The sequence below is a fragment of the Streptomyces mutabilis genome (assembly GCF_046628145.1).
Lineage (GTDB): Bacteria > Actinomycetota > Actinomycetes > Streptomycetales > Streptomycetaceae > Streptomyces > Streptomyces mutabilis.
The window spans coordinates 667,518-685,000 of the sequence record NZ_CP176874.1 but is presented as its reverse complement, the minus strand read 5'-3'; the positions used below and the strand labels follow the sequence as shown (position 1 = coordinate 685,000).

Below are 17,483 nucleotides of genomic sequence, written 5' to 3'. Positions count from 1 at the left end.
CCGGCGCGGGTGTCAGCGCGGCGGCCCGAACCGTCGCGCCAGGGCCCGCAGCAGTGCCGACCGGCCCCGGTCGGGCACCGTCCACAGCGTCTCGCCGCGCACCCCCCACCGTTCCAGCAGGGCGTTGGCCGCGAGGAACCCGGAGGTGGCGGCGCGTTCCATCAGGGCCACGGGCAGACCCGTACGGACCAGGTCCCCGGCGACCACGACGGACGGGTCGGGGGTGCGCACCGTCGGACGGTTGCGGTAGCCGCCGACGGGGAACAGCGGGCAGTCGTCCCGCCACTCGTGCCGGGCGGCCACGACGCGCGCCCTGCGGGTCTCGGGATACACCTGGTGCAACTGATCGACGACGCGCTTCTGCTCGACCTCCCGGGCGGCCGTGGCCGGCACGGCGTAGGCGTGGAGTTCGACGACGGACCCGCCGGTGCGCGCCGCCCAGCGGGCCGCCTCGCCCTCCCACCGGGAGAGCACGCTGACGTTGTCCAGCGAGCCGTAGCCGCTGGTGCCGAGGAAACCGGGCCGCCCGGACGCGACCGGCCGGTCCAGCCACAGCCGGGACACCAGGAACGGCGGGGCGTTCCGCAGCCGCGCCACCCGGTCCCGCCAGGCGGCGTCGCCCAGCTCCGGTGAGCGGTCCACCAGCCCGCGCAGACCGCCGGTGTCCAGGGCGAGCACCACGGCGTCGTACGGCCGGGCACCCGCGTCGTCGACCACCAGGTGACCGCCAAACGGCCCGGGCCGCACGGACCGCACGGGCGTGTCCGTGCGCACCTCGGTCCCGAGCCGCGTCAGGTGCCCGGCCAGCGGATCCCACAGGGCCTCGGGGAACGGCTCGCGCGGGACGTCGAACAGCAGCCCCTCGCTGGAGCCGAGGAAGTAGATGTGGAACATCAGCGCCATCTCCGCGGCCGACAGTTCCCGAGGGTCGGCGAAGAAGCTGCGGGAGAACACCTCGAAGGCCAGGTGCCGGGCGGCGGCGGGGAAGCCCAGGGTGTCGAGGAAGTCGTGGGCGCTGACGTCGTCCAGACGCTCGTGGACGCCGCGCGTGCTCACGTCCAGGAGCGGAAGGGCCGCGGCGGGCCGCATGGCCATCAGGTCGCGCGGCCCGAAGCTGGGGCTCAGCGCGACGAAGCCCAGGGCGCTCAGCGGAGGAGTGCGCGGCACCCGGCGGAACCCGTCGCGCAGCCCGCCGCGGTGCTGCAGCGGGTAGTCCGGCAGGCCCGTCAGCATGCCCAGCGCCGGATCGCAGCGGCGCAGCAGGCCCCGCAGGTTGTAGTACTGGCGGAAGAAGGCGTGGAAGCCGCGGCTCATCGTGGCGGGCGTGCCGTCGGGCAGGGCGACCGGCCATCCGGAGACCCGTCCGCCCAGCACGGGCTCGCGTTCGTGCAGCACCACCCGCACCCCACGCTCCGCCAGGACGGTCGCCGCCGCCAGCCCCGCGATGCCCCCGCCGACCACCGCCACCGACGGCGGATCACCACCCACCCGCTCCCGCCCCGGCCGGGGCGGCACGGCCCACGCCCGCCGGTCCCGGCCCGGGGGCCGCACCCCGCCGCGCCGGCTCACCGCGCACCGTCCGTCTCCCCGACGGCCCGGCGGCCGACGAAGGTGTGCGTGATGCCCGTCTGCCAGCCGGGCAGCGGCAGCACCCGCACGTCCGCGAACCCGGCCCGGCCCAGCCGCGCGCCGAAGGCGGGCGCCGTGTCGAACTCCGCGACGCTGCGCCACAGGTGCCGGTACAGCGCCCGGTCGCCCGTGGCCGTGCCGAGCGGCAGGATCACCCCCCGGCACACCGCGTCCCACACCAGCCGGTCCGCGCGCCGCCCCCCGAGCGCGTACTCGTGCACCGCCAGCCTTCCGCCTGGCACCAGCAGCCCCCGCACCGCGCGCAGGACGGTGTCGGGATCGGTCAGGTTCCGGAAGAGGTAGGCGGCGAGGACCGCGTCGAACGGCCCGTGCACCCCGGCCCGTCGCAGTTCCTCCGCGGGCGCGTGCACGAAACGCACCCGCGACGGCCAGTGCTTGGCCCGGGCCCGCTCCAGCATGCCCGCGGAGGCGTCGACCCCGACGATCTCCGCGGCGGGGAAGGCCGCGGCCAGCGCCGCCGTCGACGCGCCCGTACCGCAGCCCAGGTCCAGCACCCGACGGCCGGCGCCGCCGTCCGGGAGGCCGAGCCGGCGGGCGGAGCGGCGCAACTGGGCGTGGTAGCCCGGGTTGAGCGAGACCAGACGGTCGTAGCGGCCGGCGCCGTGGTCGAAGGCGTCGGCCAGCGCGGTGTCGCGCAGCAAGGACATGTGTCGCTCCCGGATCTCTCGACATCTCTCGACGGACGTGGTCAGCGGACGGACCGGGGCCGGCGCGGCAGCCACGGCAGTTCGGCCGCCGTCCGCAGCATCGGCAGCACGGGAGTGCGCACCCCGACCGCGAGGTCCTCGAACAGCCGGGACCGTCCGTCGAGGAAGCGCAGCAGCCGCCCGGCGGGTACGCGCTCGAACAGCCGGAAGAACAGGTCCGGCCCGTCCACCCGGCCGGTGTCCAGCGCCCGCAGCAGCACCGCGTCCATCAGCCGGGCCCGCGCCCGGTGCGGGGGCGGCGGCTCCGGGCGGCGGCCCGCGAGCACGGCACGGGCGACGGCGTCGGACTGCCGCTGCACGGCGGCGAACGTGTAACCGGTGGACGCGCGCGTCGCCCCGCCCGCACCCCCGATCCGGAGGACGGAACCGGAGCCTGCGACCCGCCGTTCGAAGACGGCGTCGGTCATCGGGATCACCCCCTGCTCCGTCGACAGGACCTCCACGTCACCGGTGCGCAGGACCCGGCGGGTGTAGTCCTCCAGGGCCCGGTCGTACGCCTCGGAGGTCAGCGGAGCCGGCCCGAACTCGGTGTACTCGACCAGCGCGGTGTGGCGCCCGGTCGGCAGGACGTAACCGAAGGACAGACCGCGCCCCGGCTGCCCGGTGCGGAAGTCCATCAGATCGACCACCGACGGGTCGAAGACCGGCCGTTCGGCGCGGACGAACCAGCCGCGGAAGTGCTGGAGGAGCAGGGAACGGGCGGGCGGCAGACGTCCGGGCGGGCGGGAGTCGAAGACCCAGCGGGCGCGCAGGTCGATCCGCGTCCCGTCGGCGCCCGTGGCCGGGACGCGGGCCGTCCCGTCCGGCAGCGTGGCCGGCGCGCCGACGGTGGCCTCCAGGCGCCGCAGCCCCGGCCGGTCCGCGAGGTCCCGGTCCACCAGTGCCTCGAAGTCGTCCGAGCGGATCATCTTGTAGCGCGCCGGAGCGATGTGCCGCCGCACGACCGCCCCGTCCCGGCCGCGCACCCGCAGCCACTCCCACGACGCCGTCGCCGCCGCGTCGTACCGGCCGGGGCCCGTCTCCCAGAAGCACCACGTGCGGCGCGGTGGCCGCAGCGGTCCGGGCGGGGCGTCGACCAGCACCACCGAGGGCGTCCCGCCGTGCGGGGTGCCGGCCACGAGCCGGTGCGCCAGGGAGAGACCCGCCGCGCCGGCCCCGACGACGACGATGTCCGCGTCCACCACGGCCGCCGCCTCCCTCTCGTCCTCGTCCTCGTCCGTCGGCCGCTCCCGCCCCGGCACCCGGCGACGGCGCCCCGGGCCAGGTGTTCTGGCCCGGGGCGCCCGGACGCGGACGCTGCGCGCGGTGGCGGCTCGGCTCCGGCGGAGTATTCCGTCCCCGTGCGTCCACGGGCGCACGGCGCGCTGGACGGTCAGGGGCGGGTACCCGACGGGGCGGCGGGTACCCGCCGCCCGGGTGACTGCCGGGTGTGATCGGGCCCGGGGGGCGTCGTGCCGGAAGCGACGGGGGAAGGCATGACGGCGAGTCACCTCGGTGGGCCGCGGAGGATCCCGCACGCCGCGACCGCGGCGCGCCGTCCGGCCGAAGCCCTCCCGGTGACGCACCAGGCACGTTGCCCGCCGCAGCCGACGACGAGAGGACCCGGGATGCGCCTTCCCAGCACCGCCGACGACGGCGCGGAGCATCCGCGTGACCGGGCTCCCGCGGGCCGCGGGAGCCCGCGATGACGCGGACGGTGACCGGCCGCACCGACCACGTCGTGGTCGTCGGGGCCGGGCTGGCGGGCCTCTCCGCCGCCCTGCACCTGCTGGGCTCCGGGCGGCGGGTGACCGTCGTCGAACGCGACGCGCTGCCCGGCGGCCGGGCCGGAAGCCGCGAACTCGGCGGCTACCGCCTCGACACCGGACCGACCGTGCTCACCATGCCCAACCTGGCCGACGAGGCGTTCGCCGCCGTCGGAGACCGGCTGGCCGACCACGTCGAACTGCTGCCCCTGCACCCCGCCTACCGGGCCTGCTTCGCCGACGGCGGCACCCTCGACGTGCACACCGACGCCGCCGCCATGGAGGCCGAGGTCGAACGCTTCGCCGGGGCCCGGGAGGCGGCCGGGTACCGGCGGCTGCGCACCTGGCTGACGCGGCTGCACGCCGTACAGATGCGCCGGTTCATCGACGCCAACTTCGACTCACCGCTCGGCCTGCTCACCCCCGACCTGGCCCGGCTCGCCGCCCTCGGCGGCTTCGGGCGGCTGGACGCGCGCATCGGGCGGTTCCTGACGGACGAACGGCTGAAGCGGGTCTTCTCCTTCCAGGCCCTGTACGCCGGCGTCGCACCGGCCCGCGCCCTGGCCGCCTACGCCGTCATCGCCTACATGGACACCGTGGCCGGCGTGTACTTCCCGCGCGGCGGCATGCACGCCCTGCCCCGCGCCATGGCCGCCGCGGCGGCCACGGCGGGAGCCGACCTGCGCCTCGGACGGGACGTCACCCGGCTGGAACGGTCCGGCTCCCGGATCACCGCGGTCGTCACCGCCGACGAACGCATCCCGTGCGACGCCGTCGTCCTCACCCCCGACCTGCCCGCCGCCCACCGGCTGCTGGGCCGCCGCCCGCGCCGCCCGGTCCCCCTGCGGCACGCCCCCTCCGCGGTCGTCCTGCACGCGGGCACCACCCGGACCTGGCCGCACCTCGCCCACCACACGCTCTCCTTCGGAACCGCCTGGCACCGCACGTTCGAGGAACTGACCAGGACCGGCACCCTGATGACCGACCCCTCCCTGCTGATCACCCGCCCCACCGCGAGCGACCCCGCCCTGGCCCCCGAGGGCCGCCACCTGCACTACGTCCTCGCACCCTGCCCCAACACCGACACCGGCCCCGACGCCCGCGCCTGGTCCGACCTCGCCCCCCGCTACCGCGACCGGCTGCTCGCCACCCTCGAAGGCCGGGGACTGGCCGGGCTCGCCGCCGCCATCGAGGAGGAATGCCTGGTGACCCCCGCCGACTGGACCGCTCAGGGGCACGCCGCCGGCACCCCCTTCTCCGTCGCCCACACCTTCGCCCAGACCGGACCCTTCCGCCCCCGCAACCTGGTGCGCGGCACCGACAACGCGGTCCTCGCGGGCTGCGGGACCACCCCCGGGGTCGGGGTGCCGACCGTGCTGATCTCCGGGAAGCTGGCCGCCGCCCGCATCACCGGAACACCCGGGCGCCGTACGGCGGCGAAGGGCGGGCGGCGATGACCCGCCGCGAACTGGACGCCGCGGGCATCACCGACCCCGCCCTGCGCGCCGCCTACACCCGCTGCCGGCACCTCAACGCCCGCCACGGCCGCACGTACTTCCTGGCCACCCGCCTGCTGCCCGCCGACCGCAGACCCGCCGTGCACGCCCTGTACGGGTTCGCCCGGTGGGCCGACGACATCGTCGACGACATGGGGGCCGGGGCGACGACCGCCGAGCGCGCCGCCGCCCTCGCCCGGCTGGAGGAGCAGTTGGGGCGGGCGCTGACCGGCACCCGCCCCTCCGGCGAACCCGTGGTGCTCGCCCTGGCCGACACCGCGGCCCGGTACGCCATCGACCCGGCGCACTTCACGGACTTCATCGCCTCGATGCGCAGCGACCTCACGGTCACCGACTACGCCACCTACGCGGACCTGCGGACCTACATGCACGGCTCGGCCGCCGTCATCGGCCTCCAGATGCTGCCCGTCCTCGGCACCGTGACCGCCCGGGACCGGGCCGCGCCGCACGCCGCCGCGCTCGGTGTCGCCTTCCAGCTGACCAACTTCCTGCGGGACGTCGGCGAGGACCTGGACCGTGGCCGGATCTACCTCCCGGCGGACCTGCTGGCCGCGCACGGCGTCCAGCGGGACCTGCTGCTGTGGAGCAGGCGGACCGGCCGCCCCGACCGGCGCGTCACCGCCGCCCTGCGGGCCGCCGAGGACCTCACCCGCGCCGTCTACCGCGAGGCCGCCCCCGGACTCGCCATGCTGGACCCGGTGGCCCGGCCCTGCATCCGCACCGCGTACGTGCTCTACCGCGGCATCCTCGACGCGATCGCGGAGAGCGGGTACGCGGTACTGCACCGGCGCGCGGTGGTGCCCCGCCGCCGGCGCGCCGCCGTCGCCGCCGACGGGCTCGCCCGGGTGCTGGCCGCCCGGCTGGGAGCCGCCGCGCACGGGACGCCACCGGTGCCGCCCCGGCACGACGCCCACTGCGCGAAGGAGAGCGGATGAGGCAGAACCCCGGGCCCCGACGGGGCCGCTACCCCCTGCGGCTGCGCCGACGCCCCGTCCCCTGGCGGCACCAGCCCCCGACCTGGCGCGAGGCCCGCCCCGCGCTCATCGCCGGAGCCCTGAAGCGCGCCCTGGCCCGCCCTTCGGGCAACTGGTACGTCCTCGGCGCCAGCACCGGCGTACGGGCCGACCGTCCACTGTCCGGCACGGTCGCCGGCGTCGAGGTCGTCGTCTGGCGGGACGCGGACGGCCGTCCGGTGGGCGGCCCCGGCGCCTGCCCCCACCTCGGCGCCCCGCTGGCCGACAGCCCGGTGCGGTGCGGCACGCTCGTGTGCCACTGGCACGGACTGGCCCTGGACGGCACCCCGTTCGCCGGCTGGGAGCCCCTGCCGGTCCACGACGACGGCGTACTGGTGTGGGTACGGCTGGACGCCGTGGGCACGGAAACCCCGACGCCCGCTCCCGTCGTACCCGGCCGGCCGGCGCGGGCGACGGCCCTGACGTCCGTGTGGCGAGGGGTCGGCGTCTGCGACCCCGAGGACGTCGTGGCCAACCGGCTCGACCCGTGGCACGGTGCCTGGTTCCACCCGTACTCCTTCGTGGACCTCACCGTCGTCGAGGCGCCCGGCGAGGGGCCGGAGGCCGGCGGGCACGAGGACCGCTTCGTCGTGGACGTGTCCTTCCGGCTCGCCGGACGGCTCGTCGTGCCCGTGCGCGCCGAGTTCACCGCGCCCGGGCCCCGCACCGTCGTCATGCGCATCACCGACGGCGAGGGCACCGGTTCGGTGGTGGAGAGCCATGCCACGCCACTCGGCGCGGACGGGCGGGGCCGGCCGCGCACCGCGGTCACCGAGGCGGTGCTGGCCACCTCGGACCGGCCGGGCTTCCTCGTGGCCCGCCGCCTGGCGCCCGCCCTGCGGCCCCTGATGCGCGCCGCCGCCGGCCGCCTGTGGCGCGACGACCTCGCCTACGCCGAACGCCGCAGACACCTGCGCGACACGGGCCGGTTCCCCGGCTGACAGGGGAGAGGACAGCATGCAGACCTTCCTGCCCCACCCCGGATTCCGGGAGTCGGCACTCACCCTGGACCGCCGCCGCCTGGGCAAGCAGCGGGTCGAGGCGCTCCAGGTGCTGCGCGGCCTGACCGTGCCCGGGTACGGCTGGCGCCGGCACCCGGCCGTGCGGATGTGGACGGGCTACGAGGAGGCACTCGTCCGGTACGGGCTGGAGATCTGCCGGGTCTGGCGGGAGCAGGGGCACCAGGACAGCTGCGCCGCCTCGCTCGTCGCCGGGCTCGCCGCGTGCCGTCCGGGCGAGCCGGTGCGGGGCCAGGCGGAGCTGGCGGACGCCGGGGAACTGCCGCCCTGGCTCGGCGACGACGCCTTCCACCGCAGCCACCGGTCGGCGCTGGTGCGCAAGGACCCCGAGGCGTACGCCGGGCTGTTCCCCGGTGTGCCCGACGACCTGCCCTATGTGTGGCCGGCCTCGGACCGGGAGGGCGGGGCGGGGAGCGCCTGAGAGTGCGTCAGTCGCGCTGCTCGGCCGCGAGCCGCTCGAGGTCGACGGTCTGGTCGGCCGGCGGCTGCTCGGCGTTCACCGGCTCGTTGTACTCGCCGAAGGTGACGCTGCCGGGGCTCTTGCCGCCCTCGGTGGTGCTCTTGAGGATGTACGGCTCACCCTCCGTGGCGACGTACAGGGCGAGCGTCTCACCGCCGGAGGTCTTCTTGGTCAGCTTCAGGGCGTCCTCCCCGCCGACCTCCGTCGTGCCGTCCCGCTTCATGCCCTGGCGTTCGGACTCGTCCTCGTCCATGGCCGCGAGGAAGCCCTGCTTGTCGCAGACCCCGGCGGTCGCCGCGTCGCTCGCCGGCATCTTCACCCACTTGCCGTCGAGCTTCTGCGGCATCTGCCGCGCCGCGGCGGGCTGCTGCTCCAGGGCGGTGCGCCAGTACTGCTCGTCACCGCGCAGGTAGAGCGTCGCGTCGGTGTGCCGCACGTCGGCCCGGGCCTCACCGGTGCCGATGGTGCCCTCGCAGTTCTTCTCCTGGTCGACCGAGACGTCGATGGTGACGGTGCCGCCGTTCTCCGGCCGGACGTCGCCCTTCATGTGCAGGGACTTCGCCTGCTTGGTCGCTTCGACCGCCTTCGCCGCGATGTCATCGGCGCTCTGCCCCTCGAACGGCTCGCTGCCGCCACCGGAGTCGCCACCGCAGCCGGTCAGTAAGGCGAGGGAGACGCTCGCGGTCGCCACAGCGGTCGTCACTTTGATGGTGCGCACTGGAGGATTCCTCCTATGTCTGCTCATGACATCCCATGACTGTCAAATGCCTTGGTTTCCCGACGTGTTGGCACCGGGACGTTCCGACTACCCCGATTCCTGTGACATGCACGCGGTGGAGAACCCGTGATGCCCGTGTGAGAGCCGGCCGGGCCGATTGGTCCCCGATGGCGCTCGTTCGGTGGACCCCTTGACGGGCCGCCGAGCTTCCTGACGTCGTGGCCATGAACGCCACGACCACGCGCGGGGCCCTGCTCGCCGCGCTCGCCTGTGTCCTCGTCGGGGGCTCCTTCACCGCAACAGCCTGCTCGACGACTACCCGTACGCGGCGGCCAGTTCCTGCGCTACGCACTGGCCTTCCTGCTGCTCGTCCCGTTCGCCGGACCCGGTGCGAGGGACCGGCTGCGATCGCTCGGGGCCGGCCGGTGGCTGCGGCTCGCGCTGCTCGCGGCCGTCGGCATGGTCGGCTTCAACCTGGCCGTCCTCGCCGCCGAACGCACCGCGGAACCGGCGGTCCCCGGCGTCTGAGTGGGTTGCGCCCCGGTGGTGGTCGCCGTGCTCGTCCCGCTGCTGGACGACCGACGGCCGCAACGCGTCGTGCTGTACGGGGCGCTGTTCGTGGCCGTGGGCGCCTTCACCGTCCGGGGCTGGGGGCGCACCGACGGCGCGGGCATCGCCTTCTCCGTGTGCGCGTTGATCGGCGAGGTCGGTTTCGCCGTCCTCGCCGTGCCCGTACTGCGCCCCTTGGGCCCCCGGCTGCTGTCCACCGTGGTGTGCGGTGTCGCGGCGGCCGAGTCGGCGTTGGCCGGGGTGCTGATCGACGGCTCGGGCTGGCTGCGGCGGCCGGACGCGGTCGAGGCCGGGGCCCTGCTGTGGCAGGCGGTGGTGGTCACCGTCGTCGGGTTCGTGTGCTGGTACATGGGCATGCAGCGGATCGGGGCCGAGCGCGCCACCCTCTTCTCCGGCCCGATCCCGGTCGCCGCCGCCTGCACCGCTCCGCTCGTCGGCACCGGCTCCTACGGCGCCGCGCAGGCCGTGGGCAGCGCCGGGGTCGCGGTGGGGTCGGGCGCCTCGCCCCGATTCAGGGGCCGGGTACCGACGAGGCGTCAGCGGGTCTCGGAACGCTCCTTGGAGAAGCTGTAGAGGTCCTTCGAGGTGGTGATGAGCTCCCGCCGCTCCTGGCGGGAGCCCACCATGGGCTGCGAGCCGCGCAGCGGCACCTGGGCGCTCTCCGGCAGGAACCGTACGGTCACCAGGCCGATGACGCCGGCCACCATCAGGTAGTAGGCGGGCATCAGCTCGTCACCGGTGATGCTCACCAGGGCCTCGGTGAACAGCGGTGTGGTGCCGCCGAACGCCGCGACGGCGAAGTTGAAGCCGATGCCCATGGCCGCGTAGCGCACGGCGGTCGGGAAGAGCGCGGGCAGGGTGGCGGCGCTCGGCGCGGCGAAGCAGGCCAGCAGGGTGGACAGGAGCAGGACCCCGGCGACCGGCTGCCAGGTGCCGTCCGCCTTGAGGAGCAGGAAGGCCGGCACGGCGAGGACGATCATCGCGGCGGCCCCGCCGGCGTAGAGCGGGCGGCGGCCGACATGGTCGCTGAGCCTGCCGAGGAAGGTGATCAGGAGCACGATCCACACCATGCCGATCAGCACCAGCACGTCGGCGAAGCCGCTGGAGCGGTCCAGGGTCTCCGTCTGATAGGTGGGCAGGTAGCCGGTGACCATGTAGTTGGTGACGTTGTACAGCAGCACCAGGCCCATGCAGATGAGCAGCGGGCGCCAGTGCTCCGTGAGGATCGTCTTGAACTCGCTGCCCGCGGACTCCTGCGCGAGGCCCTTCTCGTGCTCGTCGAGTTGCTGCTGGAAGGCGGGGGACTCCTCCAGTTTGAGCCGCATGTACAGGCCGATCAGGCCCAGCGGACCGGCGATCAGGAAGGGGACGCGCCAGCCCCAGTCGAGCATCTGGCCGTCGGTCAGCGCCAGGTTCAGCACGGTGACCAGCGCCGAGCCGAGCGCGTAGCCGACGAAGGTGCCGAAGTCGAGCCAGCTGGAGAGGAAGCCGCGCCGCCGATCGGGTGAGTACTCGGCGACGAAGGTGGTGGCGCCGCCGTACTCACCGCCCGTGGAGAAGCCCTGCAGCATGCGGGCGAGCAGGAGCAGGACGGGGGCGGCGATGCCGATGGTGGCGTAGCTCGGGATCAGGCCGATGGAGAAGGTGCCGACCGCCATGAGGATCATGGTGGTGGCGAGCACCTTCTGCCGCCCGATGCGGTCCCCGAGCGGACCGAAGACGAGTCCACCGAGCGGTCGTACGACGAAGGCGGCGGCGAAGGTGGCGAACGACGAGATGAGCTGGGCGGTCGGGGACGCCCCCGGGAAGAACACCTTGCCGATGGTGGCGGCCAGGTAGCTGTAGACGCCGAAGTCGAACCACTCCATGCAGTTCCCGAGCGCGGATGCCCCGACCGCCCGTTTGAGCAGCGGCCCCTCGACGACCTGGACGTCCTCCTCGCGGAAGGCCCGCTTGTTGCGGCGCAGCCGACGGGTCAGTTCCTCGCGTACCTGCCGGGGCAGGTGCGCGACGGTACTCGGCATCTTCATACGGCCCAGGGGGCCGGGCCCGTCGTCAGGCCTCGCGTTCACCACGCTGCCGCCTTTCTGTCGCTTCACCACTTTTCGCCTGAGCGAATTCTGCGCCGCAGTGATCGTCCGGCGCACGCGGAGCGACTGCCCGGGCTCGCCATGGGTCACACCGGCGGGGGCGCGAACCTGGGCCCCCGGTCCCGGTCGCCTCCCGGTCCGGTCGGCGCCCGCCGTCGGTACGGACGTCCCAGCTCACGGCTGCGGACAGATGCCGAGAGCAGTCGGCGGCGACCGTGCGACGGCGATCGGCACCGGGCGGCTGCCCGTACGGGCACGGCGCCGGACGCCGGACTTGGGCCCGCCCGGTGCCGGAATGGGCACCCGGGCCCTGCCGATGGGCCCCGCGCGCCGCCTACCGTCACCGCACCGGACGTGGAGACGAGGAGCAGGGGAGGCGCGAGGTGCCGCTGTTCGGCGGGGCGGGGCAGGAGCGCGCGGGCCGGGGCGCCGGGCGCGACGGTGGCCAGGCGGCCGTGGAGTACCTGGGCATGGTCGCGGTGGCCGGCGCCGTCGTCCTGGCCATCGCGGGCACCGCCCTCGGCACGGAGATCGACGACCGGATCATGTGCCAGGTGCAGCGGGTCGTCGGCACGGACGGGTGCGGCGGGCACGACACCGAGGGCGCCCCCGGCCCCGACGACCCGCTGCCGCCCGGCGGTGACCCTTTCCAGCCCGCCAAGTGCCTGCTCTCCTCGGAGGAGACCAAGGACACCGTGGTGGTACAGATCCTGTTCATCAAGATCTCCAGCACCGAGCAGGTCAAGGTGATGCAGTGGTCCGACGGCTCCGTGATGCTCGAACGGGTCACCAGCACCGGCGGCGGCGTGACCGCGAGCATCGGCGCGGACATCCCGGGCCTGAAGAACTGGGGCGGCGGCGCCTCGCTGGGCGGAAGCTACGTCAAGGGCAGCGGCAGCGGCGGCAGGTGGCTGTTCGACGCGCACGACTCCGACGATCCGCAGAAGGACCTGGAGGCCAACCTCGCCGACGCCCGGCAGTTTCGCCGAGTACCTCAAGGCCGCGCACAAGTGCCGCAGCCGCCCACCGGGAGCCCGGTCCGCGGAACTCGGCATGATCTGCAGTCACGCCGCGGACGACAAGAAGCCGGACGTCGACCCGGAGAAGGCCCCGGACGTCGACATCACGAAGACCACCACGGAGATCTCCGGCGAGGTGAGCTTCGGCGGCAAGTACGCCAAGGACGACAAGGAGATGAAGTCCCTGAAGGACGACATCGCCGCCGAGGTCAGGAGGAACAACCCGAAGGCGTCCCCGAAGGAGCTGGCGGAGAAGACCGAGAAGGCCCAGGAGACGGTGATCGGCTCGGCCCCCGACACCAAGGACATGGGCAACGGCTCCCTCCAGGGACTGTCCGGGACGATGAGCAAGGACGTCGTGGTGATGCGGGCGAAGACCGGGCCCGACGCGGGCAAGATCACCTTCGTCTACACCTTCGAGATGAGCGGCAGGTCCGGCGCGGGCGACCTGACGGGCGCCACGCGCATGCAGCAGATCGCCGTCACCTACGACGCCGCGGCGTACGACCGGGAGACCGAGGAGGGACTGCCGCACCGCCCCGAGAAGCTGAAGATCACCACGAGCGAGGAGAGCGGCGGCGGCCCCGGCGTCAGCGTCGGGGCCGGGGTGAACACCGGCCCCGTCACCATCGACGTCGGCGGTGGTGGCGGCAGCACCGAGACCCGCCTTCACACCGAGATCGCGGAGATCACGCTCTCCGACGACACGGACCGCGAGACGGTGGAGGACTGGATACGCGGACGCGGCGGCAACCCGGCCGAGCAGGGCGTTCCCTCGCCGTCCTCGCTCGTCGGCCCGCTGCCTTCGGACGCCGGCCCGATCGACCGCCTGCTGCACGGCAAGGCCCAGATCAGCAGCCTCGACTACGACGTGAACACCGACTGGTGGAACGCCTCGCTCGGCATCGGATTCGGCGTCTCGGCCGGCTCCCTCAACGCGGGCTTCAAGCTGTTCGGCATCGACGTCACCCACGAGGAGCGCACCCAGACCATCACCGGCAACCCGGCCTACGCCGGAGCGCCCTCGGACGACGGCAGCCGCCCGTGGAAGCCGTTCACCAACTGCAGCGACACCGAGCCGATCACCACCTGAGCCGGGGTGCGGCGGAGCGCTCCCGCCGCACCCGGACCGCTCCGGCTCAGGGCTGGGCGGGCATGCTCCAGCAGTTGGAGCGGGCCGGCTCGCCGGAGAGCCGGTCGGTGAGCCAGGAGATGGCCTTGCCCTGGTCGGCGAGGAGCGGGGCGAAGTGGTTGAGCAGGCCGCTGCCGACGCCCGGCAGCAGGACGGGGTCGTAGGTGACCTTCGCGCCCTTGCGGCACCAGTCGACGGCCAGTTGCCGGGACTGGTCGTGGGGGACCAGGTCGTCGCTGACACCCGTGGCCACCCGGACCGGGCTGTCCGGCTTCAGCGCGCCGATCCGCTGTTCGGCGAGGAAGTCCTGCAACGCGGGCTCGGCCCGGATGACGTCGCCGAGCGACTGACCGGTCTTCGTCCAGGCGGTGCTGCTGTCGCCGCCGTAGGCGAAGAGCGCGTCGCCGACGCACATCGTGGACAGGTCCTTGAGCGCTTCCTCACCGGCCGGGTTGATGTACCGGTCGGCGATCGGCCGCAGCGCGGGCTCGCTCTGCAGGAAGCCGTTGAGCGACCAGCCCAGGGCGCCGGCGAGGTCGCCGCCGTCGATGGCCTCGGTGACCTCGACCAGGTCGGCGGGCGGAGCACCGGCGTAGGTGCCCGCCAGGGGCACGTCCGGGGCGTAGGACGGCTGGAGCTCGGCCGCGGCGGCCGCCGCCCCGCCGCCCTGGCTGTACCCGAACAGCCCGACCCGGGAGTCGGAGGTGACCGACGCCGAGTCGAGCGAGCGGGCGGCGCGCACGGCGTCCAGCACGGCGTGGGCGCCGTCGACACGGTTGACATAGGTGTGCAGCCGGTCGGTGGCGCCGAGGCCGACGTAGTCGGTGACGACGACGGCGACACCGCGCAGCAGCAGCCGGTAGATCGACAGGTCCTCGTACCCCACCGAGACCGTCTCGCCGTTGAAGCGCAGCGGGTGCTCCAGGGCCATCGAGGCGGCGCACTGGTCGCCCTGGCCCATGGTGCCGGGGGCGACGGCGACCATCGGCCTGGGCCCGTCGCCGCGCCACCGGGCGGACGGCTCTATGTAGGCGCCGGTCACGGCGACCGGTTCGCCGTTCGCGTCGGTGGACTTGTACATCAGCCGGGTCGCCCGGCCCGGGAGTGGACCGCCGAGGCTGGGCAGGCTCAGGGCCAGACGCAGCGGCTCGCTCCGGACCAGCGCGCCGTCGGCCTCGGGCAGGGTGGCCGGCGGGGTGTAGAAGGCGGGGATCTCGATGCCGCGGGAGACCTCCGTGGCGGTGGCCGGACCGGCTGACGTTCCGTCGGCCGCGGCGGCCGGGACGGCCTGTGCGCCGAGGGCGAGTGCGACGGCGATCGCCGCGGCGAGCGTGCATGGGCGTGGGGGGATGGCGAACCTCCTGGGGAAGGGCCGGAACCGGTCGTCCGCGGTCCGGTGGGAGAGGGCCGTGGTCGCGCTGCTCCTGTGGGGTTACGGGACCGTAACCGGAGAGGGGTTACCGCGGGTAGCGCCATGCTCATTACGGTTCAGTAACTTGACGTACTGTCTAACAGCGGTCACGCCCGGGTCCGGACACGCCAGGTTCCGTGAGGACCCGCCGGGCCGTCGCCTCCATCAGGGCGCGGGCCACGAACCCCGCTCCGCGAGCCCCAGCACGAGGGCGGCGATGTTCCAGGCGTCGTCCGCGCCCCGGTGGTGCCGCCCCTCCAGCGGCAGCCCGGCCCCCGTCCGTGCCGTGCCGGTCCATGCCGGCACCGTACGGGGGCACGCGAGCGTCATCATCCGGATTTCCGTCCGGCAAGCGGCTACCGGCGGCTGCGCACCAGCAGGTACAGGAAGTACGGCGTGCCGATGACCGCCGTCATGAGCCCCGCGCCGAGCTGGGCCGGCGCGATCACCGTGCGGCCGATCAGATCGGCCGCGCACACCAGCGTCGCGCCGAGGAGGAGCGCGACCGGCACCACCCGCACGTGCCGCCGCCCCACGAGGGCGCGGGCCGCGTGCGGGGCGACGAGCCCGACGAACCCGATGGTGCCCGCGCACGCCACGGCCGTCGAGCTCAGTACGACGCTCAGCACCAGGAACCCGAGGCGTCCCGGGGCCAGCCGCAGGCCGAGCAGCCGCGGGGTGTCCTCGTCCAGCGAGACCAGGTCCAGCTCGGTGCGCCGGGCGAACGCCACACCGATGCCGACGGCCAACGCGAGCGCGACCGGCACCACGTCCGGCATGGTCCGCCCGTAGGTGGAACCCGACAGCCAGGTCAGGGCCTTGGTGGCGTTGAACGGATCGGTGAGCACGATCAGCAGGCTGATCAGCGCCGCCGACCCGGAGGCCACGCCGATGCCGACGAGGACCAGCCGGTTCTGCTGGAAGCCGCCCCGGGCGGCGAGCCCGAAGACGACGACCGCGGTGATCGCCGACCCGGCGAACGCCGCACCGGCGACGCCCCAGGTGCCGGCGACGGGCGCGGTGGTCACCAGGATCACGGCCCCCAGCGCGCCACCGCCGGTGACGCCCAGGACGCTCGGTTCCGCGAGCGGGTTGCGGGTCACGGCCTGCACCAGCGTGCCGGCCAGGGCGAGCGCCGCACCCGCGCCGAGCGCGGCGAGCACCCGCGGCACCCGCGTGTCCAGGACGAAGGACACGGTCCGTCCGGCCCGCCCCTGCGCCCAGTTGACCACGTCGCCGAGCAGCAGCTTGCTGTCGCCCACCAGCACGGCGGCGATCACCAGACCGACCAGGACGACGACCAGGACGGCCACGGTGACCAGGAAGACCGTACGGCTCGGGGTGCGCAGCCGGTCGGGAGCCCCGGCCCCGGCGGTGTCCCGCAGCCGCAGCGCCATCACGACCAGGAACACGGCACCGACCAGGCTGGTGACGACGCCGGTGGGGACGGCCACCGAGAGGTCGTCGGCGGCGAGCGTCCGCAGCAGTACGTCCGAGCCGAGGACCAGGGCCGCGCCGGTCAGCGCCGCCGCGGGCAGGACGGCACGGGATCGCGCGTAGCCGCGGAAGCGCCGGGCCAGCGGGCGGACCAGGGCGGGGGCGCACAGGCCGACGAAGCCGATCGGCCCGGCGAGCGTGACCGCGGCGGCCGACAGCAGCGCCGCCAGGACGACGACCGTGACCCGGGTGGCCCGGACCGGGACGCCCAGCCCGCGTGCGGCGTCGTCGCCGAGGGCGAGCGCGTCCACCCGGCGGGCCGTCAGCAGCAGCCCGACGAGCCCGACGATCGCGATGGGCAGCATCTGCAGGACGCCGTCGAAGCCGTTCTGGCCGATGCTGCCCTGGTTCCACTGGTAGAGGCCCTCGGTCTGCTCGGGGAAGAGCAGCAGCAGGCCCTCCGTCATGGAGTTCAGGCCCAGCATCAGCGCCGTGCCCGCGAGGACCAGCCGGACGGTGCCCGTGCCGAGCCCGGACAGACCGAGCACGACGGCCGCCGCCGCCAGGCCGCCGAGGAAGGCGACGCCGGAGGAGGCGATCATCGGCAGGGAGAGGCCGGTGGCGCCGGCCAGCCCGAGCGCCAGGTAGGAACCCGCGTTCACGGCCAGGGTGTCGGGTGAGGCCAGCACGTTGCGGCTGACCGCCTGGAGCACGGCGCCGGCCATGCCGAGGACGGCGCCGACCAGCAGGCCCGCGGTCATCCGGGGGAGGCGGGAGGCGACGACGACGGAGGAGTCGCCCGCGTCGGCCCGCCCGGTGAGGGCCCGCCACACCTCGGAGGGTCCGACGGCGGCGGTGCCCTGGGTGATGTCGACGACGGCGAGGACGGCGACGAGCAGGACGAGTCCGGCCGTCACCGCGGCCGCACCCGACCGGGGCGTGGGAGCCGTCGAGGGACGGGCAGCGGGTTTGGTTGCGGTGACGGCCATGGCCTC

12 protein-coding genes and 2 pseudogenes are annotated in these 17,483 nt (G+C 74.6%); 6 read left to right on the top strand and 8 right to left on the bottom strand.

Annotated features, from left to right (window positions below; genetic code table 11):
• Positions 1 to 12: 12 nt before the first annotated feature.
• The 3 genes from ACLIN4_RS02670 to ACLIN4_RS02660 are packed head-to-tail and all read right to left on the bottom strand — an operon-like array spanning position 13 to position 3,541.
• Entirely contained in the window at positions 13 to 1,569 is a 1,557-nt protein-coding gene (locus ACLIN4_RS02670; RefSeq protein WP_411575454.1) for an FAD-dependent oxidoreductase, read from the bottom strand.
• Positions 1,566 to 2,297 carry a methyltransferase domain-containing protein gene (locus ACLIN4_RS02665; protein WP_289907888.1) on the bottom strand — a complete coding sequence of 244 codons (732 nt, stop codon included), beginning with the start codon at positions 2,295 to 2,297 and terminating at the stop codon, positions 1,566 to 1,568. The genes ACLIN4_RS02670 and ACLIN4_RS02665 overlap by 4 nt, the downstream gene beginning before the upstream one ends.
• Positions 2,298 to 2,338: 41 nt before the next feature.
• A complete protein-coding gene (locus ACLIN4_RS02660) occupies positions 2,339 to 3,541 on the bottom strand; it encodes a lycopene cyclase family protein (RefSeq protein WP_411576727.1) in 1,203 nt (400 codons plus the stop codon).
• Positions 3,542 to 4,041: 500 nt separating this feature from the next.
• Between ACLIN4_RS02660 and crtI the strand changes: the two genes are divergently transcribed.
• Genes crtI through ACLIN4_RS02640 form a run of 4 tightly spaced genes read left to right on the top strand, consistent with a single transcriptional unit; the run spans position 4,042 to position 8,072 of the window.
• A complete protein-coding gene (gene crtI, locus ACLIN4_RS02655; RefSeq protein WP_307653294.1) occupies positions 4,042 to 5,559 on the top strand; it encodes a phytoene desaturase family protein in 1,518 nt (505 codons plus the stop codon).
• Positions 5,556 to 6,554 (top strand): phytoene/squalene synthase family protein, encoded by a 999-nt coding sequence (locus ACLIN4_RS02650; RefSeq protein ID WP_100044079.1) that lies wholly within the window; start codon positions 5,556 to 5,558, stop codon positions 6,552 to 6,554. Before crtI ends, ACLIN4_RS02650 begins: the two co-directional genes overlap by 4 nt.
• Complete coding sequence (locus ACLIN4_RS02645; protein WP_257101579.1) at positions 6,551 to 7,573, top strand: Rieske (2Fe-2S) protein; 1,023 nt, start codon at positions 6,551 to 6,553, stop codon at positions 7,571 to 7,573. The genes ACLIN4_RS02650 and ACLIN4_RS02645 overlap by 4 nt, the downstream gene beginning before the upstream one ends.
• Before the next feature lie 16 nt (positions 7,574 to 7,589).
• A complete protein-coding gene (locus ACLIN4_RS02640) occupies positions 7,590 to 8,072 on the top strand; it encodes an MSMEG_6728 family protein (protein ID WP_411575453.1) in 483 nt (160 codons plus the stop codon).
• A 7-nt stretch (positions 8,073 to 8,079) separates the two neighbouring features.
• On the opposite strand, the gene ACLIN4_RS02635 is transcribed toward ACLIN4_RS02640, so the two are convergent.
• Positions 8,080 to 8,829 (bottom strand): hypothetical protein, encoded by a 750-nt coding sequence (locus tag ACLIN4_RS02635; RefSeq protein ID WP_107477567.1) that lies wholly within the window; start codon positions 8,827 to 8,829, stop codon positions 8,080 to 8,082.
• Positions 8,830 to 9,053: 224 nt separating this feature from the next.
• Between ACLIN4_RS02635 and ACLIN4_RS02630 the strand changes: the two are divergent.
• Positions 9,054 to 9,972, top strand: a pseudogene (locus tag ACLIN4_RS02630) (EamA family transporter).
• On the opposite strand, the gene proP reads toward ACLIN4_RS02630, so the two are convergent.
• On the bottom strand, positions 9,936 to 11,423 hold the full coding sequence (gene proP / locus ACLIN4_RS02625; RefSeq protein ID WP_381915303.1) for a glycine betaine/L-proline transporter ProP: 1,488 nt from the start codon (positions 11,421 to 11,423) through the stop codon (positions 9,936 to 9,938). The pseudogene ACLIN4_RS02630 and the gene proP sit on opposite strands and share 37 nt — an antisense overlap.
• 1,119 nt (positions 11,424 to 12,542) lie before the next feature.
• Here proP and ACLIN4_RS02620 point away from each other — a divergent pair.
• Complete coding sequence (locus ACLIN4_RS02620; protein ID WP_411575452.1) at positions 12,543 to 13,601, top strand: hypothetical protein; 1,059 nt, start codon at positions 12,543 to 12,545, stop codon at positions 13,599 to 13,601.
• A 46-nt stretch (positions 13,602 to 13,647) separates the two neighbouring features.
• Here the strand turns inward: ACLIN4_RS02620 and ACLIN4_RS02615 are convergent, their stop codons facing one another.
• From ACLIN4_RS02615 to ACLIN4_RS02605, 3 genes and pseudogenes are all read right to left on the bottom strand, one after another.
• Positions 13,648 to 14,991: a lipase family protein gene (locus ACLIN4_RS02615; protein WP_411576726.1), complete on the bottom strand. Its 1,344-nt coding sequence runs from the start codon at positions 14,989 to 14,991 to the stop codon at positions 13,648 to 13,650.
• 225 nt (positions 14,992 to 15,216) lie between these two features.
• Positions 15,217 to 15,324: pseudogene (locus ACLIN4_RS02610) on the bottom strand (DNA polymerase III); the annotation flags it as partial.
• Between the two features lie 83 nt (positions 15,325 to 15,407).
• On the bottom strand, positions 15,408 to 17,477 hold the full coding sequence (locus ACLIN4_RS02605; protein ID WP_107477565.1) for an iron ABC transporter permease: 2,070 nt from the start codon (positions 17,475 to 17,477) through the stop codon (positions 15,408 to 15,410).
• Positions 17,478 to 17,483: the final 6 nt, after the last annotated feature.